Source organism: Luteimonas sp. GW821-FHT14E02 (genome assembly GCF_058803905.1).
On record NZ_JBXAPK010000002.1, the window covers coordinates 340,467 to 360,252 of the forward strand.

Genomic DNA, 19,786 nt, shown 5'->3' on the forward strand with positions numbered 1-19,786 from the left:
CTTGGGGGCCCCTGTCTAGCTACTGTAGCCGTTCCGGTGCCTCCATTGGATGCTCGCGGGATGTGAACAGGGCGTCGATGTCGGCCGGGGTGAACAGGTAGGTCTGGCCGCAGAACTCGCAGCGGATGCTGGCCCTGCCGTCGACCACGGCGGCCCGGGCTTCCTCGGCTCCCAGCGACTGCAGCATCGAGGCGACCCGCTCGCGCGAGCAGGAGCACGCGAAGCGCAGCGGCTTGGCGCCCAGCAGCGCCGGCGTTTCCTCGTGAAACAGGCGCCGCAGCAAGGTCTCGGCCGGGACTGAGAGCAGTTCGCTGGGGCCGAGCGTGTCGAACAGGGCCCCGACCCGGGTCCAGCCATCGTCATCGCCGGCATCACCCGGCAGCTTCTGCAGCATCAGCCCGGCGGCGCGGATCTCGCCGCGTGGATGGCGCGGCTCGGGGTCGGCGGCGAGCAGCAGGCGGGTGGGCAACTGCTCGGATTGCACGAAATATTGTTCGAAGGCGCCGGATAGCGCGTCCGATGACAGCGCCACGATGCCCTGATAGCGCATCGGGTCGCGCCCGGCGGCGCCATGGTTCTCGATGGTGATCGCCAGCACCGCTTCGGGGCCGAAGGTGCGCAGGTCGCGCGAGACCGGTCTGCTGTCACCTTCGGCCAGCTGGGCGATGCCGCGCAGCGTGCCGGCGGCCGTGCATTCGGCGAACAGCGTGCGCAACGGGCCGTCTCCGCGCAGTTGCACGGAAAGACGGCCGTCGACCTTGGCGTGCCCGGTGAACAGCGCGGCCGCCGCCGTGGCTTCGCCGAGCAGCTCGGCCACGGCCAGCGGATAGTGGTCGCGGCTGCGGATCTGCGCCCAGGTGTCGGTGAGCGAGACGTGCACGCCGCGGACGCCGGCGTGTTCGAGCAGGAATCGGAGCAGCCGATCGTCGTCGGCCGGCGCGGTGTGGTTGTCGGAGATCGAAGGCATCAGGCGTTGTCGTGCATCCAGCATCGCAGAATAATGCTGTCCGGTGATTTTTGGGATGCGACGAGAATGGGGATGGCGTCCAGGCCGGACAAGGCGCGCGCGCGATGCGGGACATGAGCGTAAACGAGGGCGCGTCCCGATTCGCGGCGGCCGCGCGCCCGCGGCGTCGCTGGCTGCATTGGCTGTGGAAGCTCCCGCTGATCCTGCTGGTGCTCAGCGTGCTGCAGGTATTGGCGCTGCGCGTCATCGATCCACCGTTCTCGATGTTCATGGCCGCGCGGCAGTTGCAGGCCTGGGGCGAAGGGGATTTCCGCTTCGGCGTCGCCTACGACTGGCGTGATCTCGACGAGATCGCGCCCAGCCTGCCGGCGTCGCTGGTGGCGGCGGAGGATCAGAACTTCGCGAATCACAACGGCTTTGATTTCAAGGCGATCGAAAAGGCGCGCGCCAACAACGCACGTGGCCGCAAGGTGCGCGGCGCCAGCACGATCAGCCAGCAGCTGGCGAAGAACCTGTTCCTGTGGAGCGGGCGCAGCTGGGTGCGCAAGGGCGTCGAGGCCTGGTACACGGTGCTGATCGAGGCCTTGTGGCCGAAGCGGCGGATCCTGGAGGTCTACGCCAACGTGGCCGAGTTCGGCGACGGCATCTATGGCGCGCAGGCGGCGGCGCGCAGCTTCTGGGGCAAGGACGCGTCGCGGCTGACTCCGGCCGAAAGCGCGCGCCTGGCGGCGGTATTGCCGAACCCGAAGCGCTACAGCGCCGTCCGTCCCGGGCCCTATGTGCAGCGGCGCGCCGTGTGGATCCAGCGCAATGTGCAGCGGATCGGCGGGAATGGCTATGTGAAGGGGCTCGATTAAGTTCCGCGTGTCGCGTCCCGGCGGATTGGTCGGCAGCAGGCGCCAGCTTGTACGATGGCGGCATGCCCCGAGACTTGCTCACCGTCGTCGTCGCCGCCTTCAACGAGGCCGATGCGCTGCCCGTCGTGCATCCGCGCATCGCCGCCGCGCTTGACGCGTTGGAGGGGGTCGAGGGGCGCGTGTTGTACATCGATGACGGCAGCCGCGACGGGACGTGGACGATCCTGCAGGGCATCGCCAATGGCGACGCCCGCGTCTCGCTGCTGCGGCTGTCACGCAACTTCGGCAAGGAGGCGGCGCTGACCGCCGGTCTCGACCATGTCGTCGAGGGCGCGGCGATCATCCTCGACGCCGATGGGCAGGACCCGCCGGAGCTGATTCCGCAATTCGTCGCCAAATGGCGCGAGGGCTACGACGACGTGCATGGCACGCGTACCGTGCGCGAGGGCGAGACCTGGGTGAAAAAGGCCACGGCCCACGCTTTCTATCGCGTGATGGGACGGCTGTCGAAGACGCCGATTCCCACTGATACCGGCGATTTCCGCCTGCTCTCGCCGCGCGCGCTGGCGGCGCTGCGGCAGCTGCGCGAGCGGCACCGGTTCATGAAGGGCCTGTTCGGCTGGATCGGTTTCGAGCAGGTCGCGATCCCCTACCAGCGCGAGGCGCGCCTGGCCGGGCGCAGCAAGTTCAACCTGTGGCGGCTGTGGAACTTCGCGCTCGAGGGCGTCACCAGCTTCTCGACCGCGCCGTTACGTCTGGCGACGTATCTTGGCGTGGCCACGGCCTTGATCGCCTTTCTCTACGCTATCTGGATCGTGGCCAAGGCCCTGCTGTGGGGCGACCGGGTCGCGGGCTGGCCGACGATGATGGCGGTGATCCTGTTCCTCGGCGGCGTGCAACTGGTCGCGCTCGGCATGATCGGCGAGTACCTCGGCCGTTTGTACGAAGAATCGAAACAGCGACCGCTGTATCTGGTTGACCGCTGGCACCCGGCAGCGGGAGACTCTTCGGAAGCAAGGCCATCGGTGGAGGAGCGATCCCATGCATACCGTACGTCAGCTGTTGGAGGCGAAGGCGCCTGACATCTTCGCGATCGACCCGGACGCACCGGTGATCGACGCGATCCGCCTGATGGCCGAGAAACGCATCGGCTCGTTGCTGGTGCTGCGGCAGGGACGATTGGCCGGCATCCTGTCCGAGCGCGATTACGCGCGCAAGATCGTGCTGCAAGGACGCTCCTCGTCGGACACGCCGGTGCGCGACATCATGACCGCGGACGTGATCACCGTCGGCCCCGGCGACAGCGCAGATTTCTGCATGCGTCTGGTGACGGAGAAACGCATCCGCCATCTGCCGGTGCTGGAGGGCGATCGCGTGCTCGGCGTGATTTCGATCGGCGATCTGGTGAAGGCGGTGATCGAGGATCAGCAATTGCAGCTGGATCAGTTGCAGCGATACATCGCGGGATAATGCCTTTCCTTCTCCCCCGGGAGAAGGTGCCCCGAAGGGGCGGATGAGGGAGGAGGGATTCAGACCCAAGGAAATGTTCCCCGGCAAGTAATTCTCCCTCCCTCATCCGGCGCTGCGCGCCACCTTCTCCCGGAGGGAGAAGGAACAGCTACTTCACCGCCAGCTTCCCGCTGCAATCCACATCCTTGCCGCCACCCAGCTCGGTGGTCGCCAGCAACGCCGCGGGCGGTGCGATCAAACCCAGCCCGATCGCCGCGGCGCCGCGCAGGCCGATCCGCATGTAGTCCGGCTTGAAGGTCGGATTCTTGAACGTGCCGCGAACATAAAGCGGCGCACGCAGCGACAGCAGGCTGCGCACCTTCGGCTTCGGTCGCATGATCAGATCGAGCGTTTCGTCGCGCAGGCTGATGTTGCCGGTACCGGTGACCACGGTATCCGTCGTGTCGAATGCCAGCGCGCGCGTCGTCATCACGCCGTCGCGCACCGCGAAATCGCCGTAGGCGCAGCGGATCGGAATTGGTTTGTCGCCCGAGAGCTTGGTGCGCAGCGCGCCGCCCAGGTTCAAGCCGGCCAGCTTCATCAGCAGCTTGCTGATCTGGCCCTGACCCATGCCCACGGCGATGTCGCCATCGGCATTGCCCAGCATCTTCGCGATCGAATTGCCGTGCGTGTCGAGCGCGAACTTGCCGCCGACCTTGCCCACGGCGTCCTCGGCCAGTTTCGCATCCGGCATCAGGCTGGCCAGGTTGAGTCCGCGCGCGGTGACGTCGGCGCGGGTGCGGATCGCGGCCTCGCGCGCGTTCATGCGGATGCGCGAGCGGATGTCGCCGCCGGCGACGCCGAAGTTCAGCGGATCGAGCCGCAGCACGCCATCGTCGAGGAACAGGTGCGCGTCCATGTCGTCGATCGGCAGCGACGGCGCGTTGATGCGACGCGCCTTCAGCGTGACGTCGGCGTCCATCGTGCGCAGCTTGTCGAGCTGATAGGGTGTATCGGGAAGCAGGCGCGAGGAAGCGGCCTGTTTCGCCGCTAGCGCCTGCAGTTCGGGATTGGTCGATTCCTTGCCCTTGGCTTGTGGCGCGCCGCCGACGAAGCCGGCGAGGTCATCGAAATCCAGCCGCTTCGACAGCAGGTTCGCGCGCAGGAACGGACGCGGCCCGCCCGTGGCCACACTCGCCGAGCCGGACAGATCACTGTCGCCGACCTTGCCGGTGAAGCCTTCGTACTTCCACAGCTTCTTCTCGTGCTTCAGCCGTCCGTCGAGCGCATAGGGTGGCGTCGGCGGAATGGCGACGCCGATCAGCGGATAGAGATCGGCCAGATTCTTGCCGGCCAGCGCGAACTGCAGATCGAAGCCTTCCAGCTGGAATGGATTGATCAGCTTCCCGCGCGCCCGTGCGCGGGTGGTGCCGGCCGCGGCGCTCAGGTTGATCGAATACGGCTGTTCGGTGTTCTGCAATTCCAGCGGCGATTCGGCGCGACCGTTCAGTGTGAAGCGGTTGTTGCTCCACTTGCCGCCGCCTTCGACGGTGATGGGCGGTGCCGCATCCTCGCGGCGCGGCTGCACGCTGGCGATCTTGATGTCGATGTCGGTCTTGCCGCGCGCGTCGACGTAGCGCAATTGGCCGTCGTCGATCCAGATGCGTTGCAGCTTTGGTACCTCGCCGCCGCCTGAGGTGCCGAATGTCCAGTTGTTCTCGCCTTTCTTCGGTCCGGTTTCCAGCGAGACGCGAGGACGCAGCAGGCGGATTTCTGGAATGCGTACTTCGCGTTTCGTGATCAGTGGCCAGGGTTCGATGCGCAATTCCAGCCGGTCGAGCGAAGCCATCGTGGGCTGTTTCGACCACGCCACGTTGCCCAGTTGCAGACCATCGGCCCGGATCGTGGTGACGCGGCCGAGGTCGACATCGAGATTGCCGGTGATGACGAAGCTGCGGCCGGTGAGCGTCTGTACCTGGCGCTCGACCGGTCCCTTGAACCAGTTCCAATCCCAGATCAGCACCAGTACCAGCACCGCGATGGCCACGGTTGCCAGCAGGGCCGCGAAAGCGCTCCACCAGGGATGCCTGGCGATCGGATTGCTGGCACGTGGCGTGGGCGAGGGTGTGGACATGCGGATTCTCTTCTCCGCCTGTCACCATTCCTCGCGCCGGGTAAACCTGGGATGAAGGGCGCGTTCCGATTCTGAAGAAGCGCCCTGACGAAGGGTTTTGATGAAGCGTCCCGATACCTCGTATCGGAGTCCGCGACGCTTCGGGCCGTCAGAGCCCGGCAGGGAATCACGACACCGTCTCATGGTGCCGCGATTCCCGCGAGTCGGCTATTGCACGATCCTGGGCGACTGCTGATGCTCCACGGTGGCGGCTTTGAACTCCTGCTGCTGTTGCGTCAGCGAGGCATGCAGCTTCACCAGAGTGTCTTCCGATGGCTGCTGCTTGGCTTCGGCGACGTTGACATGGGCGCGCAGCGAAGTGACACCGTCTCCCTGCACGGCGAACAGGTTGCCCTTCTCGCCTGACATCACCTTGTCGATGGATGTCAGTCCTTCCTTGTGCGCCTCCAGCGCGAGTGACGCGGCGACATTGAGCATCTGCCCGCGGCTGAGTTCGGGTGTCACGCTGATGCCGCGCATTCCGCCGATCGCCTGGAGGTACAGCTTGGATTGCGCCTCATCGGGACTCTCCGTCGGCGCCGGCCGTTGCGGCTGTGGTGGTTGCGCGAGGGCGGCCTGCCGGGCTTCGGCTTCCTGTTTCAGCTGCTCCAGGCCCGTATGCCTCTGCACCACGATGTCGGGGAGCACTTGCGGGTTGGTGACAGGGTTGGTGACCGTGATCTTCCCATCCTGTCCGAGCTTGGAGACATCCAGCAATGCGGGATGGACGCCCAGCTGTCCGAAATCGATCTTGTATTCGCTTCTCTCGAGGTTGGCGTTCCTGACGATCTGAGCTGGGTCGGCCTCTTGGAAATTGGACATGTCGACGCCGACCAGTCCGCCCCCGTTGGACTGGGCCGCGCTCGCCGCCGCCATGGCGGATTTGAATTGCGCCTCCTGCGCATCTTCCCATTCCTGGACCTTGACCCCGGTGGCTTCGGTCAGCACGACGCGTTCGATGTTGTGCACCATCGTCACTCCGTCCATGACGGCTTGATGCCTGTAGTTCAACAGGCCGTTGGTGCCGAAGGTGCCGGGCATCTTTTCCGGGTAGTAGCCCTTCATCGCTTCGATGTTTTCGGGCGTCCGGGGCAGGAAGCCATGATTGTTCACGGTCAGTCCCGGCTTCATCTGATACTCGCAGTTCGGATGCGCTCCATGGACCTCGATGAAATCCCGCATGCGTCCGGGACTGAACTGATAGAGATTCTTGGGCGTCGGTTGCTTGCCATCCAGCGCCAGGGCGGAGACCGCGGCATTGAAGCCGCCGATATGGGCCTGGGCTTCGTCCTGGATCGTGTGGTCGACCAGCTTCTTGATCGTGGCGGTGTAGTCATGCGGCTGCGGACCGGTGGCGATTCCCTGGATTTCCTGCCTGAGGCCTTCGCGGAAATTGACGCCTTTCAGGTTCAGCGCATGCGCGTTCTCGTGTCCGAGCACGAAGATCAGTTCGTTTTTGTTGTCCAGGGAAGTCTGCGGGACAGTGATCTTGTGTTCGACCACGCTATGCGAGGCGAAAGCGCCGGGCTCGGCGGGCTCGTTCTTGAATCCGGTGAGATAACCGGCCTGCACCGACTGGATGAGTTTGTCCTTCAGCTCGGGCGAGGCATTGATCGCATCGCGCAGCGGATCGCTGCCGAAGATCGGAAGGCGGGTCGTGAGCGGCAACGTCTTGCGGTAATCGGACAGCATCTGGTCCAGCGCCGCCTCGGCCTGGGCTCTTTCCATGCGAACGTTGCTCATGGCGTGGCTCCCTGGATGCAGGTGGTCCGTTCGACGGCGGTGGGTGCGAGATCGTCCGCATCGTGCGTCCTGGTGATCAGATCCAGGACGCGGGCGGCGATGCCGTCTGCGGTGATGGGGAATTGCGGGGCGTTCATGAGCGTCTCCTTGCGCGGTGGCACTGATGATCCGAAGCGGGCCCGAGGGATGCGGAGGCGGTCGTGCGATTGAGCGATGTTGATCGCCACGGCTGTCTCCGCATCACCTCCGGACGCGTGCCTGGCTTTCAGAGCGAATGCGGTTTCTGCTGTGAAGGCTGCAGTTCAGGCGTCGAAACCTGCGGTGGCGGCTGCAATTGCGAGAGATTCTGCTGAGAAGGCTGCTGTACCGCCTGCCCGATCTCGATGTGAGCGCGCTGCGCGAGCGGCGAGGCGACGTCCTGTCCCTGCACCGCGAACACATTGCCGTTGCCGCCTTTCACCACGTGATCGATCGACGTCAGGCCGTTCTTTTCCGCCGCCACCGCCAGCGCGGCGGCGGCGTTGAGGAATTCCTCGCGGTTCTGCACGCCGCTGTCCTTGCCGAGCTTGCCCAGACCGTCGATCGCCTGCGCGAACAAAGGCGGCTCTTTGGGGGCCGGCGTGGTCGGCGTTTCCGGGCTGAGGCGTTCGATCGCATTTCCCGTCACCTTGTTCCACAGCGATGAGATCGAATCCGTGAGGGAAGGGGTGGGCAGTGGAGGTGGTACCACAGCCGGCTGCGGTCCATGCGGGATTCCCAGCGCTGTCAAAGCGGTATGTCGGGGAACGACCGCGTTCGTCGGGAAGTCGTGGAACGGGTTCATGGCATTGGGGATGGGGTCGGACGCGCTGATCACTCCGACACCGCCTGGCCCGCCGTTCGGTACATTCAACATTCCCGGGTTGATGCCCATGCCGGTGAAATCGATCGTGTAGTTCTGGCTGGTGTTTGTCCCCGCGAGCGAAACGCTTTCATAGCCGTGTGCGAGCCGCCATCCTTCCATGACGGAATCATGTCGGTAGTTGAGCAGGCCGTTGTCGCCGAAGCTTCCGGGGATCTTGTCCGCGTAATAACCCTTCATGGCCGTGACGTTGGCCGGAGTCCAATCCAGGCTGCCGTTGGGTTGCTGGGTAAGGCCTGCCTTCATCTGGTAGGTCAGGTTGGGGAAGACGCCCCCGACGTCGATGAAATCACGCATGCGGCCAGGGTTGTGGCGATAGATGTCCTCCGGCGTGGTGCCTTTGCCTTCCGCGGTCAAGGCGGAGACGACGGCGTTGAATCCGCCGATGTGCGCCTGTGCCTCTTCGGCGCGTGTGCGCTCGACCAGGGCCGCGATGGGGGCGGTGTAATCGTGTGGCGGCGGGCTCTGGCTGATGGCAAGCGTATCCGGCTTCAGGACGGCTTGGCGGTAATCGATTCCCTGCAGGCTGCGCGCGTGCTGATTCTCGTGGCCGAGAAGAAAGATCAGATCGTTCTTGTTGTCGAGTGCGCTTTCCGGAACCTTGATGTCTCGGGTCGAGACGCGGTATTCCGCGGCTGCGCCGGGAAGGGCCGCCTCGTTGGTGAACTTGGTGAGGTAGCCGTCGCTGATGGCATCGATGAGCTTTGCTTTCAGGTCGGGCGAGGCATTGACCGCTTCGCGCAACGGATCGCTGCCAAAGACAGGCACGCGATACTTGATCGGCAGCGCGTCGTGGTATTCCTTCAGCATCACTTCCAGTCTGGCCGTGGCCTGCTGCTGGTTCATGACGAGATTAGCCATGGCCCACCTCCGTCGCGTCGATGACGAGGCTGGACACGCGCAGTTGTCCGGGGTCGGCCTCGCTGCCGCGCACCTGCACGTCGACCGAGACGCCATCGCGCTCGAAGGTGAAGCCATCGAAGGCGCCGCGTGGGCCGAGCCGCATGCGTCCGACGTAGCCCGCGGCCTTCAGCGCCTCGGCGTAGGCTTCGAAATCGAACCTGCCCGCGGGCGGGGGCTGGGAGCGTCCGGTCTGATCGTCGAAGGAGAACACCAGCCGGGTGGGTTGGTCGTCGGTGTCCTTCGGCATCGCGATCAGGTTGTAGCACCAGGTGTCGTCCATGCGGTTGCCGAAACCGTAGACGCGCTGGTCGCGTGGATCGTATTGGACGTGGATGCCGGTGCTGCGTTCGATGCCCTCCGGCGCGAGATCCGCCGGGGAGTGCGCATTTCCGATCAGTTGCAGGATGCGCGTGGCGATGTCGTCCGCGCTCGTGGGAAGTTGCGGTTGGTTCATGGCGCTCTCTCCGGATATCTCGTTGCAAATGGGGAACAGGGGGGATGGCTATTGCGTGAGTTTTTGCGTGTGCTGCTGCCCGTGGTTGTCGGTTGCCTGCGTCGGCTGCGAGAGCAGGGACAGCAATTGCGCATTGCTGTCCCGGGCGGGTTGCTGCCGGGCAGATTCGATGTCGACGTTGGCGCGCAATGCGATGTCCGAATGGGGGCTGTCTCCCGACACGGCGAACACGTTGCCCTTGGCGCCCGCCACGACGTAGTCGATCGATGGCAGGCCTTGCTTGTGCGCTTCCAGCGCGAGTGCGGCCGCGACATTCAGGCGGTCCTGTCCCTTGAGATCCTCGATCCTGGCCCTGCCGATGCCATCGAGCGCCTGTTCGTACAGCCGTGGCGGCGATGCCTCCGTGCGGGACGGCGATGTGGCCGCATCGGGTGTGGTCGTTGTCGTCGTGACGGAGGAAGCGCGCGGCTGCGGTGAAACATTTTCGGCGAGAGCGGCCTGTTGCAGCCGATGGAACAGACCCGTCGAGACGACGATGTCGAGATAGTCCAGGTGATTGTTGATTTTGGCGCGCGACTTCTCGGGCTGGTCGGGAGCCATGTCGATCTGGATCGGGATGATGCCGTCCTTGCCGAATCGGGACACATCCAGCAGCAGCGGGCTGACGCCAAGCTGCTTGAAATCGATCTTGTACTGCGCACGGTCGAGGCCGGCATCGCTGAAGACCTTGGGAAGGTCGGGTTCCTCGAAATCCGGAACATCCATGCCGACGAGCACGAGGCCACCGGGGAGCGTGAGCTTGTCCGGCAGGCCTCCCGGCCCGGAAGCTGGCTCGGGCATCTTGCCTTTCTCGAGTTCCTCGATTTTCGCGTGTGCGGCTTCGATCTTGACCTTGCGTTCGGCGCCATCGGCCGCCGTCCAGCCGTCCAGGATCGCGGTATGCCGGTAGTTCAGCAGTCCGTTCTCGCCGAAGGTGCCGGGAATCTTGTCCGGGTAGTAGCTTTTCATCGACTCGATGTTTTCCGCGTTGCGCGGCAGCATCCTGGTCCCCAGGTCGCGCGTCAGTCCGTCCTTGAGCACGAACTGCATGTCGGGATGCTGGCCCTTGACCTCGATGAAGTCGCGCATGCGCGCCGGATCGAAGGCGTAGAGGTTTCTCTCGGTGGGGTCGATATTCGCCTTGCGAAGCGCGGAGACCGCGGCATTGAAGCCGCCGATATGGGCCTGTGCTTCGTCCGCGAGGGTGTGCTCGACCAGTTTCTTGATCGGCGCGGTGTAGTCGTGCGGCTCCGGTCCGCGGGCGACGGCCTCTATCTCGCTCTTGATCTGATCCCTGGCATTGACACCCCTGGCGTTCAGCGCATGCGCGTTCTCGTGGCCCAGGACGAAGATCAGATCATGCTGGTCGTCGAGTGCTCTTTCCGGGATGAGAATCTCCCGGGTACCGACCTTGTGCTCGGCGCGTGCGCCGGCTTCCGGTTCGGCATTGGTGAACTTGTGCAGGTAGCCCTGCTGGATCGAGTCGATGAGCCGGTCCTTGAGCTCGGGAGAGGCTTCGATCGCATCGCGCAACGGGTCGGATGTGCGGAACGGGACGCGATAGGGGAAGAAGGACAGGGTGTCGTGATACTCGGCCAGCATCTTGTCCAGCCGGGCTTCCGCCGCGCTGCGAGAGATCCTGACGGTGCTCATGGCCGGCTACCGCGCGTCGATGATCAAGCTGGATACACGCAGGTGCTGCGGATCGGCCTCGTTGCCGCGAACACTGACACTCACCGAAACCTTGCCGCGCTTGAAGGTGAAGCCATCGAAGGCGCCGCGTGGGCCGATCCTCAGGCTTCCCGCGTAGCCGGAAGCGCCCAGCGCGCGTGCATAGGCGTCGTAGTCCAGTTCGCCGACAGGCGGCGGCAAGGAATGGCCGGTCTGATCGTCGAAGGAAAAGATCAGGCGCCTGGACTGGCTGTCCTCGTCATCCGGCAGGGACATGAGGTTGTAGCACCAGTCCTTGTCCATGTATGCGCCGAAGCCGTAGATCCTGGCATCCTTGGGGTCGTGCTCGACGTGGATACCAGTCACGCGCTCGACGTTGTCGGGAGCGAGATCGTCCGCGCCGTGCGCGTTCTCGATCAGCTTCAGGATGCGGGCGGAGATATCGTCCGCGGCCGTCTGCAATTGCGGACCGTTCATGATTGTTCTCCGGTAATGAGTCTGGCCGGGTCGAGCGGAATCAGTGGGTGATGCCTTGCGGCTGCTGCGAGGGATTGCCGGTCTGCACCTGGGTGGTATTGCTGTTCTGCCGCGAGAGCGAGGCATAGAGTTCCGAATTGCTCTGCTCGATCGGCTGCAGTTTTGCCGTATTGACATCGACGTTGGCGCGTAGCGCGGTGCTGGCGTGGGGACTGTCTCCCTGCACCGCGAAGACGTTGCCCTTGTCGCCCTTGATCACATGATCGATCGAGGTCAGTCCGGCCTTGTGTGCCTCCAAGGCCAGCGAACCGGCGACGTTGATCATCTGCTCGCGATCCTTGACGCCGTCGAGCTTGGCGTTGCGCACGCCTTCCAGCGCCTGCATGTACAGGTTTGAATGCATCGATCCGGCATTGTGCGCGTTCGTCACGCTCGAATTTGTATTGCTTCCCAGGTTGTTGCTGGAGGTGACGACGTTTTGCGGCGGTTGTTGGATGGTGGAGGTAGTCGTCTGCTGAGGGACGGTCGCCTGGCGGATGCCTGCCAGTGCCTGCTGACGATCGATCACCGTGTTGGCCGGAAAATCGTCGAGCAGGGTGGTGAGTTGGAGCGTGCGGTTCTTTACGACATGCATGCCGGGAATCGTGCCGGTATCGATCGGATTCCGTGTGGTGATCTCGCCGTTCTGGGGCGTGTTTAACAGCGCCGGGTTGGTGCCGAGCTGTCCGAAGTCGATGGTGTATTTCTGTGGGGTATGCGTCTGCAGCGCAGCCATTCCGATGCGTTCGTGCTCGTGCGCCATGTGCCAGCCTTCGATCACCTTCTCGTGACGGTAGTTGAGCAGGCCGTTGTCGCCGAAGCTGCCGGGGAACTTGTCCGCGTAGTACTGCTTCATCGCATCGACGTTCCCCTTGTCGTAGGCCAGGCTTCCGTCCTGGTTCTGGGTCAGCCCCTGCTTGAGCTGGAAGGTTTGATTGGGAAAGGTGCCGTGTATGTCGATGAAGTCGCGCATGCGGCCCGGCTCGAAGTCATGGAGATTCTTCGCGGTGATAGGCGTGCCCTTCTTGGTGAGGGCGGAGACGGCCGCATTGAATCCGCCGATGTGCGCTTGTGCTTCTTCCGCGAGGGTGCGGTCGACGTACTCCTTGATCGGCACGGTGTAATCGTGCGGCGGCGATTTCATGGCGATTGCGGCAATGCTCGGCTGCAGGGTGCCGGAGACATAATTCACCCCCTTCTGGCTGCAGGCGTGCTGGGTCTCGTGCCCAAGGACGAAGATCAGGTCCTTGGGGTCCTTCAATGCCGACTCGGGCAGGTGCATGGCACGTGTCTTGATGGCATAGCCGGCCGACGCGCCTTCCGGCGCGTTGATGTTGGTGAAGCCGGCGAGATAGCCGTTGCTCACCGCGTCGATCAGTCTTTCCTTAAGATCGGGAGAAGCATTGATCGCATCGCGCAACGGATCGCTGCCAAAGAAGGGAACGCGGTAGGAGAGCGGCAAGGAGTCGCGATAGTCGACGATCATTTTTTCCAGCCTTGCCTCGGCCGTGTTCCTGTCCAGACGCACGTTACTCATATTAAGTGTGGAACCGGTTGTGTGATTGAACGGCCTTGCCTCGATCGTGAGGAAGGCGTCGTGAGCCCGTCGTGTCAGAGGAAGAGCTTGGTCAGTTGCGCCTGTTGTATTGGAGCGCTGGTCTGCTGTTGCAGTGCGAGGGACATTTGCAGGCTTGCCAGGCTCTCTTCCGAGGATTGCTGCCGGGCCGTGGAGACTTCGACATGGGCGCGCTGCGCCGTGGGTGCGTTTGGATCGCTTCCCTGCACAGCGAAAATATTGTTGTTGTCGCCCTTCATGACGCGATCGATCGAGGTCAACCCGGATCGGTGTGCTTCCAGGGCGAGCGCGGCGGCAACGTTTGTCATCTGCTCATAGGAGGCGATGCCCTGATGCCCGGTCCAGCGAAGCCCGTTCAGCGCCTGCGCATACAGTGGGTTTTGCGCGGGATCAGGGGCGGTTGTCGTCGACGGCTGCGGAGCAGCCGCGTCCGCCGCCGCATGGATGCGCTGCACCGCCGCTTGCCGGTTCACCACGACATTGGGTGGGAAGTCGTCGAGCAGTACATCGAGGTCGACCCTGCGGCTCAGGACATCCTGCACGTTCTGGATCGTTCCCGTCCGGATCGGGTTGCTGGCGATGGTTTCTCCGTTGTGCGGCACGTCGAGAAGTCGTGTATCCGCCCCAAGCTGGTTGAAATCGATCTTGTAGACCTGATCGGAACTCTTGTTGAGGGTCGCAATTCCGATGCGCTCGTACTCGTGGGCCAGCTGCCAGCCATCCAGGATCGTCAGTTGCCTGTAATTCAAAAATTGGTTGCTGCCGAATGTCCCCGGGAATTGATCCGCGTAGTAGCGCGTCATGGCCTCCGTGTTGCCCTGAGTCATGGCCATGCTGCCGTCCAACTCCTGGGTGAGGCTCGGCTTGAGTTGATAGGTCCGGTTGGGAAAGGTGCCCTCGGTCGTGATGAAGCTGTGCATCTCGGAGGGGCAAAATGCGAAGAGTTTCTCCGGCGTTGGCGCTTTGCCCTTTGCAACCAAGGCCGAGACAGCGGCGTTGAATCCGCCGATATGCGCCTGTGCCTCTTCGGTGAGAACGTGTTTGACGTAGTCGTTGATCGGGGCGGTGTAATCGTGCGGCGTCGGCGAGGTTAGGACGATCTCCTGGAGGCCGGAGGCGAGCAGTGTTTGCCGGTGGTTCTCTCCTTTCGTGCTGAGCGCATGCTGCGTTTCGTGTCCAAGGGTGAAGATCAACGCGCTGCGGTTGGCCAGCGCCGATTCCGGGACGCATATTTCCTTGGATTTGACGAGGTACGCGGCGCCCGCGCCCTCCGCCGGTGAGGCGTTGGTGATCTTGGTGAGGTAATAGGAACCGACCGCCTCGACGAGCCTGTTTTTCAGATCGGGAGAGGCGTTGATCGCGTCGCGCAAGGGTTCCTTGCCGAGAAACCGAACGCGGAGGAAGAACGGCAGCGATTGGTGATAGTCGGTCAGCATCCGGTCCAGCTCCGCCTCGGCAGCCGATCGTTCCATGCGGACGTTACTCATGGCGGGCGCTCGTCAAGGCCTGGGGCCGGCGGCTGTCGATCGCCGCCGCGGCGTGAATACGCAGGCGGCTTGCGGCGGCCGAGGGGAGTGAATCGTTCACAGTGAGCTCCTTGACTCGCGATATTGCCGTAGAGTTCGAAGGTGCATCGGGGGCTGCGCCTGCGCGGCTGGGGGGCGGGCGGCGAATGGCGCCGTACCGCGTCCCGACCTCGATTCAGGATTGGGAATTCCATGAAATTCCGCCGTGACGCATCTCACGAATCATGGGAGTCGCGAAAATCTCCGCGGCCCATGCGATGGCCGGGGATCGCGATGTGATGGCGGTATGGTCCCGCGCGAGACCGGCTTCGCTCAGTAGGGCAGGACCTGCGCCATCACCGCGATGTAGTGGCACACGCTGCCGGCGATACAGAACAGATGCCAGACCGCGTGCGAGTAGCGCAGCGACTCGCGGTGATAGAACACCGTGCCCAGGGTGTAGAACACGCCCCCGGCGAGCAGCCAGCCGAAGGTCCAGCCGTCGAGGGCGGCCATCACCGGCTTGATCGCGATCAGCACCAGCCAGCCCATCGCCACGTAGATCAGCGTCGACAGCCGCTTGAAGCGGCCGGTGAAGAACAGTTTGAACACCACGCCGGCCAGCGCCAGCGTCCAGATTGCCGCGAACAGCCACCAGCCCAGGCTGCCGCGCAGGCCGATGAGAGTGAAAGGCGTATAGGTGCCGGCGATCAGCAGATAGATCGCGCAGTGGTCGAAGACCTTCAGCCGCGTCTTCGCCGTCGGGTATGGAATGGCGTGGTAGAGCGTGGAGGCCACGTAGAGCAGCAGCAGGCAGACGCCGAAGACGATCGCCGCCGACAGTTGCCAGGCATTGCCGTCGCGCGCGGCCAGCGTGATGAGCACGGCGCCGGCGGCCAACGCGGTCACCGCGCCGACGCCGTGCGTCAGCGCGCTGGCGAGTTCCTCGCGGGAAAACTCCTCCGGGGAGCGTGGGGACGAAACCGCGGTGCGCATGCAGGTACCTTGCCGTGCAATTTCAGAGTAAATACTCCATTGCCGCTGGCGATAGCGTGAACGCAACAAATCTTACGCGGTTACATACTCGTTTTACGTGACCGTTTCAGTCGTTACCAAGCGGCCCGCTCAGCCTTCGCCGACTGATTGCGCGTGTTCGCGAGTGGCATTGAACTGCACGCCGGGCGCGCGTTCCTGCGCCAGCTGCAGGTTGACACGCGTCGGCGCCAGATAAACCAGCTCGCCGGCGGCGTCGATGGCGAGGTTCAGCGCGTTCTTGTCGCGGAACTCTTCCAGCTTCCTGGCGTCGTCGCAGCGGATCCAACGCGCCGTGGCGACGCTCACCTGCTCGAAACTGGCATCCACGCCGTATTCATCCTTGAGCCGATAAGCGACGACATCGAACTGCAGCACGCCGACCGCGCCCAGGATCAGATCGTTGCTCATCAAGGGGCGGAAGAACTGCGTGGCGCCTTCCTCGGACAGCTGCGCCAGCCCTTTCTGCAATTGCTTGAGCTTGAGCGGATCGCGCAGGCGCGCGCGGCGGAACAGTTCCGGCGCGAAGTTGGGAATGCCGGTGAACGCCAGCGCCTCGCCTTCGGTGAAAGTGTCACCGATCGAGATGGTGCCGTGGTTGTGGATGCCGATCACATCGCCCGGCCAGGCCTCGGCGGCGATCTCGCGGTCGCTGGCCATGAAGGTCAGCGCGTTGGCGAGCTTGGTCTCCTTGCCGCTGCGCACGTGGAAGGCTTTCATGCCGGCGCTGAATTTCCCCGAGCACACGCGCATGAAGGCGACGCGGTCGCGATGCTGCGGGTCCATGTTGGCCTGGATCTTGAAGACGAAGCCGGAGAGCTTCTCTTCCTGCGGCAGCACGTCGCGCGTGGTGGTTTCGTGCGATTTCGGCGGCGGCGCGTGCTGGACGAAGAAATCCAGCAGCGGCTGCACGCCGAAGTTGTTGACGGCCGAGCCGAAGAACACCGGCGTCTGCGTGCCCGCGAGATAGGCGTCCGCATCGAACGGGTGCGAGGCGCCTTGCACCAGTTCGAGCTCATCGCGCAGTTCGCGCAGCATGTCGGCGCCGATGCGTGTTTCGAGCTGCGGATCGTCGATCGAGGTGAAGATGGTCGAGTCCTGGCGCGTGAAATTGCGCCCGGGTTCGTACAGATGTACTTCGCCGGTCACCAGATGCACCACGCCCTTCAGCCGCTGGCCCATGCCGATCGGCCAGGTGACGGGCGCGCACTGGATGCCGAGCACGCGTTCGACTTCGTCGAGCAGTTCAATTGGCTCGCGGCCCTCGCGGTCGAGCTTATTGATGAAGGTCATGATCGGCGTGTCGCGCATGCGGCACACCTCCATCAGCTTGATCGTGCGTTCTTCGACGCCCTTTGCGACGTCGATCACCATCAGCGCGGAGTCGACCGCGGTGAGCACGCGATAGGTGTCCTCGCCGAAGTCGGCGTGGCCGGGCGTGTCGAGCAGATTGACGATGCGGCCCTCGTAGGGGAACTGCATCACCGAACTGGTCACCGAGATGCCGCGTTCCTTTTCCAGCGCCATCCAGTCGGAAGTGGCATGGCGCGCGGCCTTGCGGCCCTTCACCGAGCCGGCCATCTGGATGGCGCCTCCGAACAGCAACAGCTTTTCGGTCAGCGTGGTCTTGCCGGCGTCCGGGTGCGAGATGATCGCGAAGGTGCGGCGGCGGGAAGCCTCAAGGGAAACGTCAGACATGGCGAGGAGCGCCGTGCTGGCGCGGGTTCGGTCACGGAAAGGAGGCGGATTATACGCGTTGCGGCCGCGTTATCGGCCCGCGCCGGCCGTTTTGCCGGGGTGTGCTTCGCTGGGACGTACTTCGCTGAAGCGCAGGATCCCCGCCGGCCCGAACATGCGGAACGGAATCGACTCCAGCCGCATGCCGCGATCGACCTGCACCACGAAATGCAGATGCGGGCCGGTGCTGAACCCGGTATTGCCGGAGACGCCGATCGGCTGGCCGCGCCGGACGCGCTGGCCCGCGCGCACCAGCACGCCTTCCATCGACAGGTGCGCGTAGACGGCCATGCTGCCGTCGTCGTGCAGGATGCGGACGAAGTTGGCGCGTCCGCCGAAACGTTCGGCATCCAGGCTGGACTTGTCGAAGTCCGAGGCGATCTGCATCACCGTGCCTTCGCGTGCGGCGAGCACGGTGGTGCCGATGTCGGCGGCGAAATCGACGGCGTAGTGGTTTTCCACGCTGTTGTGGCTGAAGCCGCCGCCGAAACCCTGTTCCACGCGCAGCGTGCGCGTCTGCAGTGGGTAGGCGTATTCGTAGTCCTGCGGCTTGGCGTTCGGCGAGCCGGGAACGGCCTGGAGCCGCACCTTGAAGCTGCCGCCGCGGCTTCCCGGCGCCGCCTGCAGGCGCGCCACCAGCGTGCTGCCGCGCGCGGGCACGGTGGCGCGCGCGGGGAGCGCGGGTTCGCCGACGATCGCGGCGTTGCCGCCTTCGCTGTGCAGCATGACCTCGATCGGGCCCGCCAGCATGTTGTCGGCATAGGCGAGATAGACGCCGTCGCCGGTTTCGAGCCGGAGCCGCGCGATCGCGCTCGGCTCGGCCTGGAACGGCAGCACGGTGACATCCGCGCCGGGCGCGTCGGGGCGATCACCGTCGTAGTGGACGATGCCGTCGCGGTCGGTCCAGCGATAGACCTGTCCGGCCGAGGCGGGCAGGGCGAGCGTGATCATGATCGCGCTCACGGCGAGCGCGAGCAGCGCTGGCTGGATGCGCATCGTCATTGCGTACACACCGGATCGAGTTGCAGCGCGCGCACCACATCGCTGAGATCGAATGCCGCCACCGAACCACCTTCGTGCACGGCGAACAACACGCCGAACGGGAATTGCATGGTGCCCGCGGCGTACAAGGCGATGGCCTTGCCGCCTGAGGTGGTTTCACCATGGAAGGCGCCGAGTTGCTTCCCGTGCCGATCGAGCAGCAGGAAACGGGTCGGCGATGTGCCGGGATCAATCGCGATCCAATATCCGACATCGGTACCGCACGACCACCAGACGATGCGGTTGGCGGTGTCGTGGTAACTGTCCCACGGCAGGTCGCCACCGGTGTCGGGCGCGCCCATGTGGTCGAACGCGGCTTCCGATCGCGCGCGCAGCTGTCCTGCGTCGTCGAATTCGACGAGGTAGCGCCTTCCGCCCGCCTTGCCGATGCTTTCGTCGGTGACATAGGCCGCCAGTTCCTGCGGGCCGCGTTCGCGGACCCAGATGCCGCCGGGCTTGACCAATTCGCCTTCGCCGAAGGTGCCGATCCGCGTGAAGTCGGGCAGGGACAACACGCCGACGCGATGGGCGTTCGTCTCGGTCACGAACAAGTGGTTGCCAAAGACCGCGAGAGCAGCCGGTTCCAGCATGGGCCCGGGCGCCTCCTTGCGCGCGTCGATGTCGCGGATGCGCGCGCCGCTGTCCGCGTCGAACACCGTCAGGGAGTGCCCGGTGGCCGAACCCGCGATGAGCCAGGCGCCGCCATTCTCGGTGGGCCAGGTGGCGAGCGCATCGAACCGGGCATGCGCATCGCCCGCGGCGATGTAGCGTTCGGGAACGAGTGCGCCGGATGGTGCCGGTGGTGGGGGGGGCGAAACGGGCCTGGTCACCTGGACCGAGGTGCAGGCCGCGAGCGCGGTCGATGCCAGGCAGAGCAGGGCGAAGCGATGCGCCGAGGCGCGTTTGATGCGCGCTCTGGCGAAGGAAAACCGTTTCGAGCGGCGGGGAGGCATGCCGTTTTCCGCCCCTGTCGCCGTGGACGCGGCGCAGGTTCGGAAGGATCCGGCGCGGTCGCGCCAGGCTTGGCTGGGGGCGGGGAGCGGCATGGGGGAATTATGCGGGAGTTGGGGGCGCCGCTCGCACGGCGGATGAACAAAAGGGAGAGAGGAGCAGCTTTCGGCTGAAACTCTTTGTAAATCAACACACTTTGGCGCAGAAACCCTACGTCCGCCGCCGCCTCGGGGGTGATGGGTAGCCAGCGGTTTCATTCGAAATCATATCG

At 64.4% G+C, this 19,786-nt stretch carries 17 protein-coding genes; 3 read left to right on the forward strand and 14 right to left on the reverse strand.

What is annotated here, in order from left to right:
* Window positions 1–19 precede the first annotated feature (19 nt).
* Window positions 20–967, reverse strand: coding sequence for an Hsp33 family molecular chaperone HslO (gene hslO, locus AC1RNP_RS04525; RefSeq protein ID WP_493050053.1), 948 nt, complete (start codon window positions 965–967; stop codon window positions 20–22).
* 113 nt (window positions 968–1,080) lie between these two features.
* On the opposite strand from hslO, the gene mtgA reads away from it, so the two are divergent.
* From mtgA to AC1RNP_RS04540, 3 genes are all read left to right on the forward strand, one after another.
* The gene (gene mtgA, locus AC1RNP_RS04530; RefSeq protein ID WP_493050054.1) at window positions 1,081–1,824 is read left to right on the forward strand and encodes a monofunctional biosynthetic peptidoglycan transglycosylase; all 744 of its coding nucleotides are present in this window, start codon (window positions 1,081–1,083) and stop codon (window positions 1,822–1,824) included.
* 62 nt (window positions 1,825–1,886) lie between these two features.
* Window positions 1,887–2,906: a glycosyltransferase family 2 protein gene (locus tag AC1RNP_RS04535; protein ID WP_493050055.1), complete on the forward strand. Its 1,020-nt coding sequence runs from the start codon at window positions 1,887–1,889 to the stop codon at window positions 2,904–2,906.
* The gene (locus AC1RNP_RS04540; protein WP_226468995.1) at window positions 2,866–3,294 is read left to right on the forward strand and encodes a CBS domain-containing protein; all 429 of its coding nucleotides are present in this window, start codon (window positions 2,866–2,868) and stop codon (window positions 3,292–3,294) included. The genes AC1RNP_RS04535 and AC1RNP_RS04540 overlap by 41 nt, the downstream gene beginning before the upstream one ends.
* 148 nt (window positions 3,295–3,442) lie before the next feature.
* Here AC1RNP_RS04540 and AC1RNP_RS04545 read toward each other — a convergent pair whose 3' ends face one another.
* The 13 genes from AC1RNP_RS04545 to AC1RNP_RS04605 form a co-directional block, all read right to left on the reverse strand.
* The gene (locus AC1RNP_RS04545) at window positions 3,443–5,407 is read right to left on the reverse strand and encodes an AsmA family protein (RefSeq protein ID WP_493050056.1); all 1,965 of its coding nucleotides are present in this window, start codon (window positions 5,405–5,407) and stop codon (window positions 3,443–3,445) included.
* A 207-nt stretch (window positions 5,408–5,614) separates the two neighbouring features.
* Complete coding sequence (locus tag AC1RNP_RS04550) at window positions 5,615–7,189, reverse strand: XVIPCD domain-containing protein (RefSeq protein WP_493050057.1); 1,575 nt, start codon at window positions 7,187–7,189, stop codon at window positions 5,615–5,617.
* A complete protein-coding gene (locus AC1RNP_RS04555) occupies window positions 7,186–7,326 on the reverse strand; it encodes a hypothetical protein (protein ID WP_493050058.1) in 141 nt (46 codons plus the stop codon). The genes AC1RNP_RS04550 and AC1RNP_RS04555 overlap by 4 nt, the downstream gene beginning before the upstream one ends.
* Window positions 7,327–7,454: 128 nt before the next feature.
* Window positions 7,455–8,951, reverse strand: a complete 1,497-nt coding sequence (locus AC1RNP_RS04560) for an XVIPCD domain-containing protein (protein ID WP_493050059.1) — start codon at window positions 8,949–8,951, stop codon at window positions 7,455–7,457.
* Window positions 8,944–9,447 carry a hypothetical protein gene (locus AC1RNP_RS04565; protein ID WP_493050060.1) on the reverse strand — a complete coding sequence of 168 codons (504 nt, stop codon included), beginning with the start codon at window positions 9,445–9,447 and terminating at the stop codon, window positions 8,944–8,946. Before AC1RNP_RS04565 ends, AC1RNP_RS04560 begins: the two co-directional genes overlap by 8 nt.
* A 48-nt stretch (window positions 9,448–9,495) precedes the next feature.
* Entirely contained in the window at window positions 9,496–11,139 is a 1,644-nt protein-coding gene (locus AC1RNP_RS04570; protein WP_493050061.1) for an XVIPCD domain-containing protein, read from the reverse strand.
* A gap of 6 nt (window positions 11,140–11,145) precedes the next feature.
* Complete coding sequence (locus AC1RNP_RS04575) at window positions 11,146–11,634, reverse strand: hypothetical protein (protein WP_493050062.1); 489 nt, start codon at window positions 11,632–11,634, stop codon at window positions 11,146–11,148.
* A gap of 40 nt (window positions 11,635–11,674) precedes the next feature.
* On the reverse strand, window positions 11,675–13,201 hold the full coding sequence (locus tag AC1RNP_RS04580; RefSeq protein WP_493050063.1) for an XVIPCD domain-containing protein: 1,527 nt from the start codon (window positions 13,199–13,201) through the stop codon (window positions 11,675–11,677).
* Window positions 13,202–13,284: 83 nt separating this feature from the next.
* Window positions 13,285–14,736, reverse strand: coding sequence for an XVIPCD domain-containing protein (locus AC1RNP_RS04585; protein WP_493050064.1), 1,452 nt, complete (start codon window positions 14,734–14,736; stop codon window positions 13,285–13,287).
* 351 nt (window positions 14,737–15,087) lie between these two features.
* Window positions 15,088–15,750, reverse strand: a complete 663-nt coding sequence (gene trhA, locus AC1RNP_RS04590) for a PAQR family membrane homeostasis protein TrhA (protein WP_493050065.1) — start codon at window positions 15,748–15,750, stop codon at window positions 15,088–15,090.
* A 129-nt stretch (window positions 15,751–15,879) separates the two neighbouring features.
* Entirely contained in the window at window positions 15,880–17,484 is a 1,605-nt protein-coding gene (locus tag AC1RNP_RS04595) for a peptide chain release factor 3 (protein ID WP_493050066.1), read from the reverse strand.
* A gap of 69 nt (window positions 17,485–17,553) precedes the next feature.
* Complete coding sequence (locus AC1RNP_RS04600) at window positions 17,554–18,525, reverse strand: peptidoglycan DD-metalloendopeptidase family protein (protein ID WP_493050067.1); 972 nt, start codon at window positions 18,523–18,525, stop codon at window positions 17,554–17,556.
* Complete coding sequence (locus tag AC1RNP_RS04605; protein WP_493050068.1) at window positions 18,522–19,517, reverse strand: YncE family protein; 996 nt, start codon at window positions 19,515–19,517, stop codon at window positions 18,522–18,524. Before AC1RNP_RS04605 ends, AC1RNP_RS04600 begins: the two co-directional genes overlap by 4 nt.
* Window positions 19,518–19,786 lie beyond the last annotated feature (269 nt).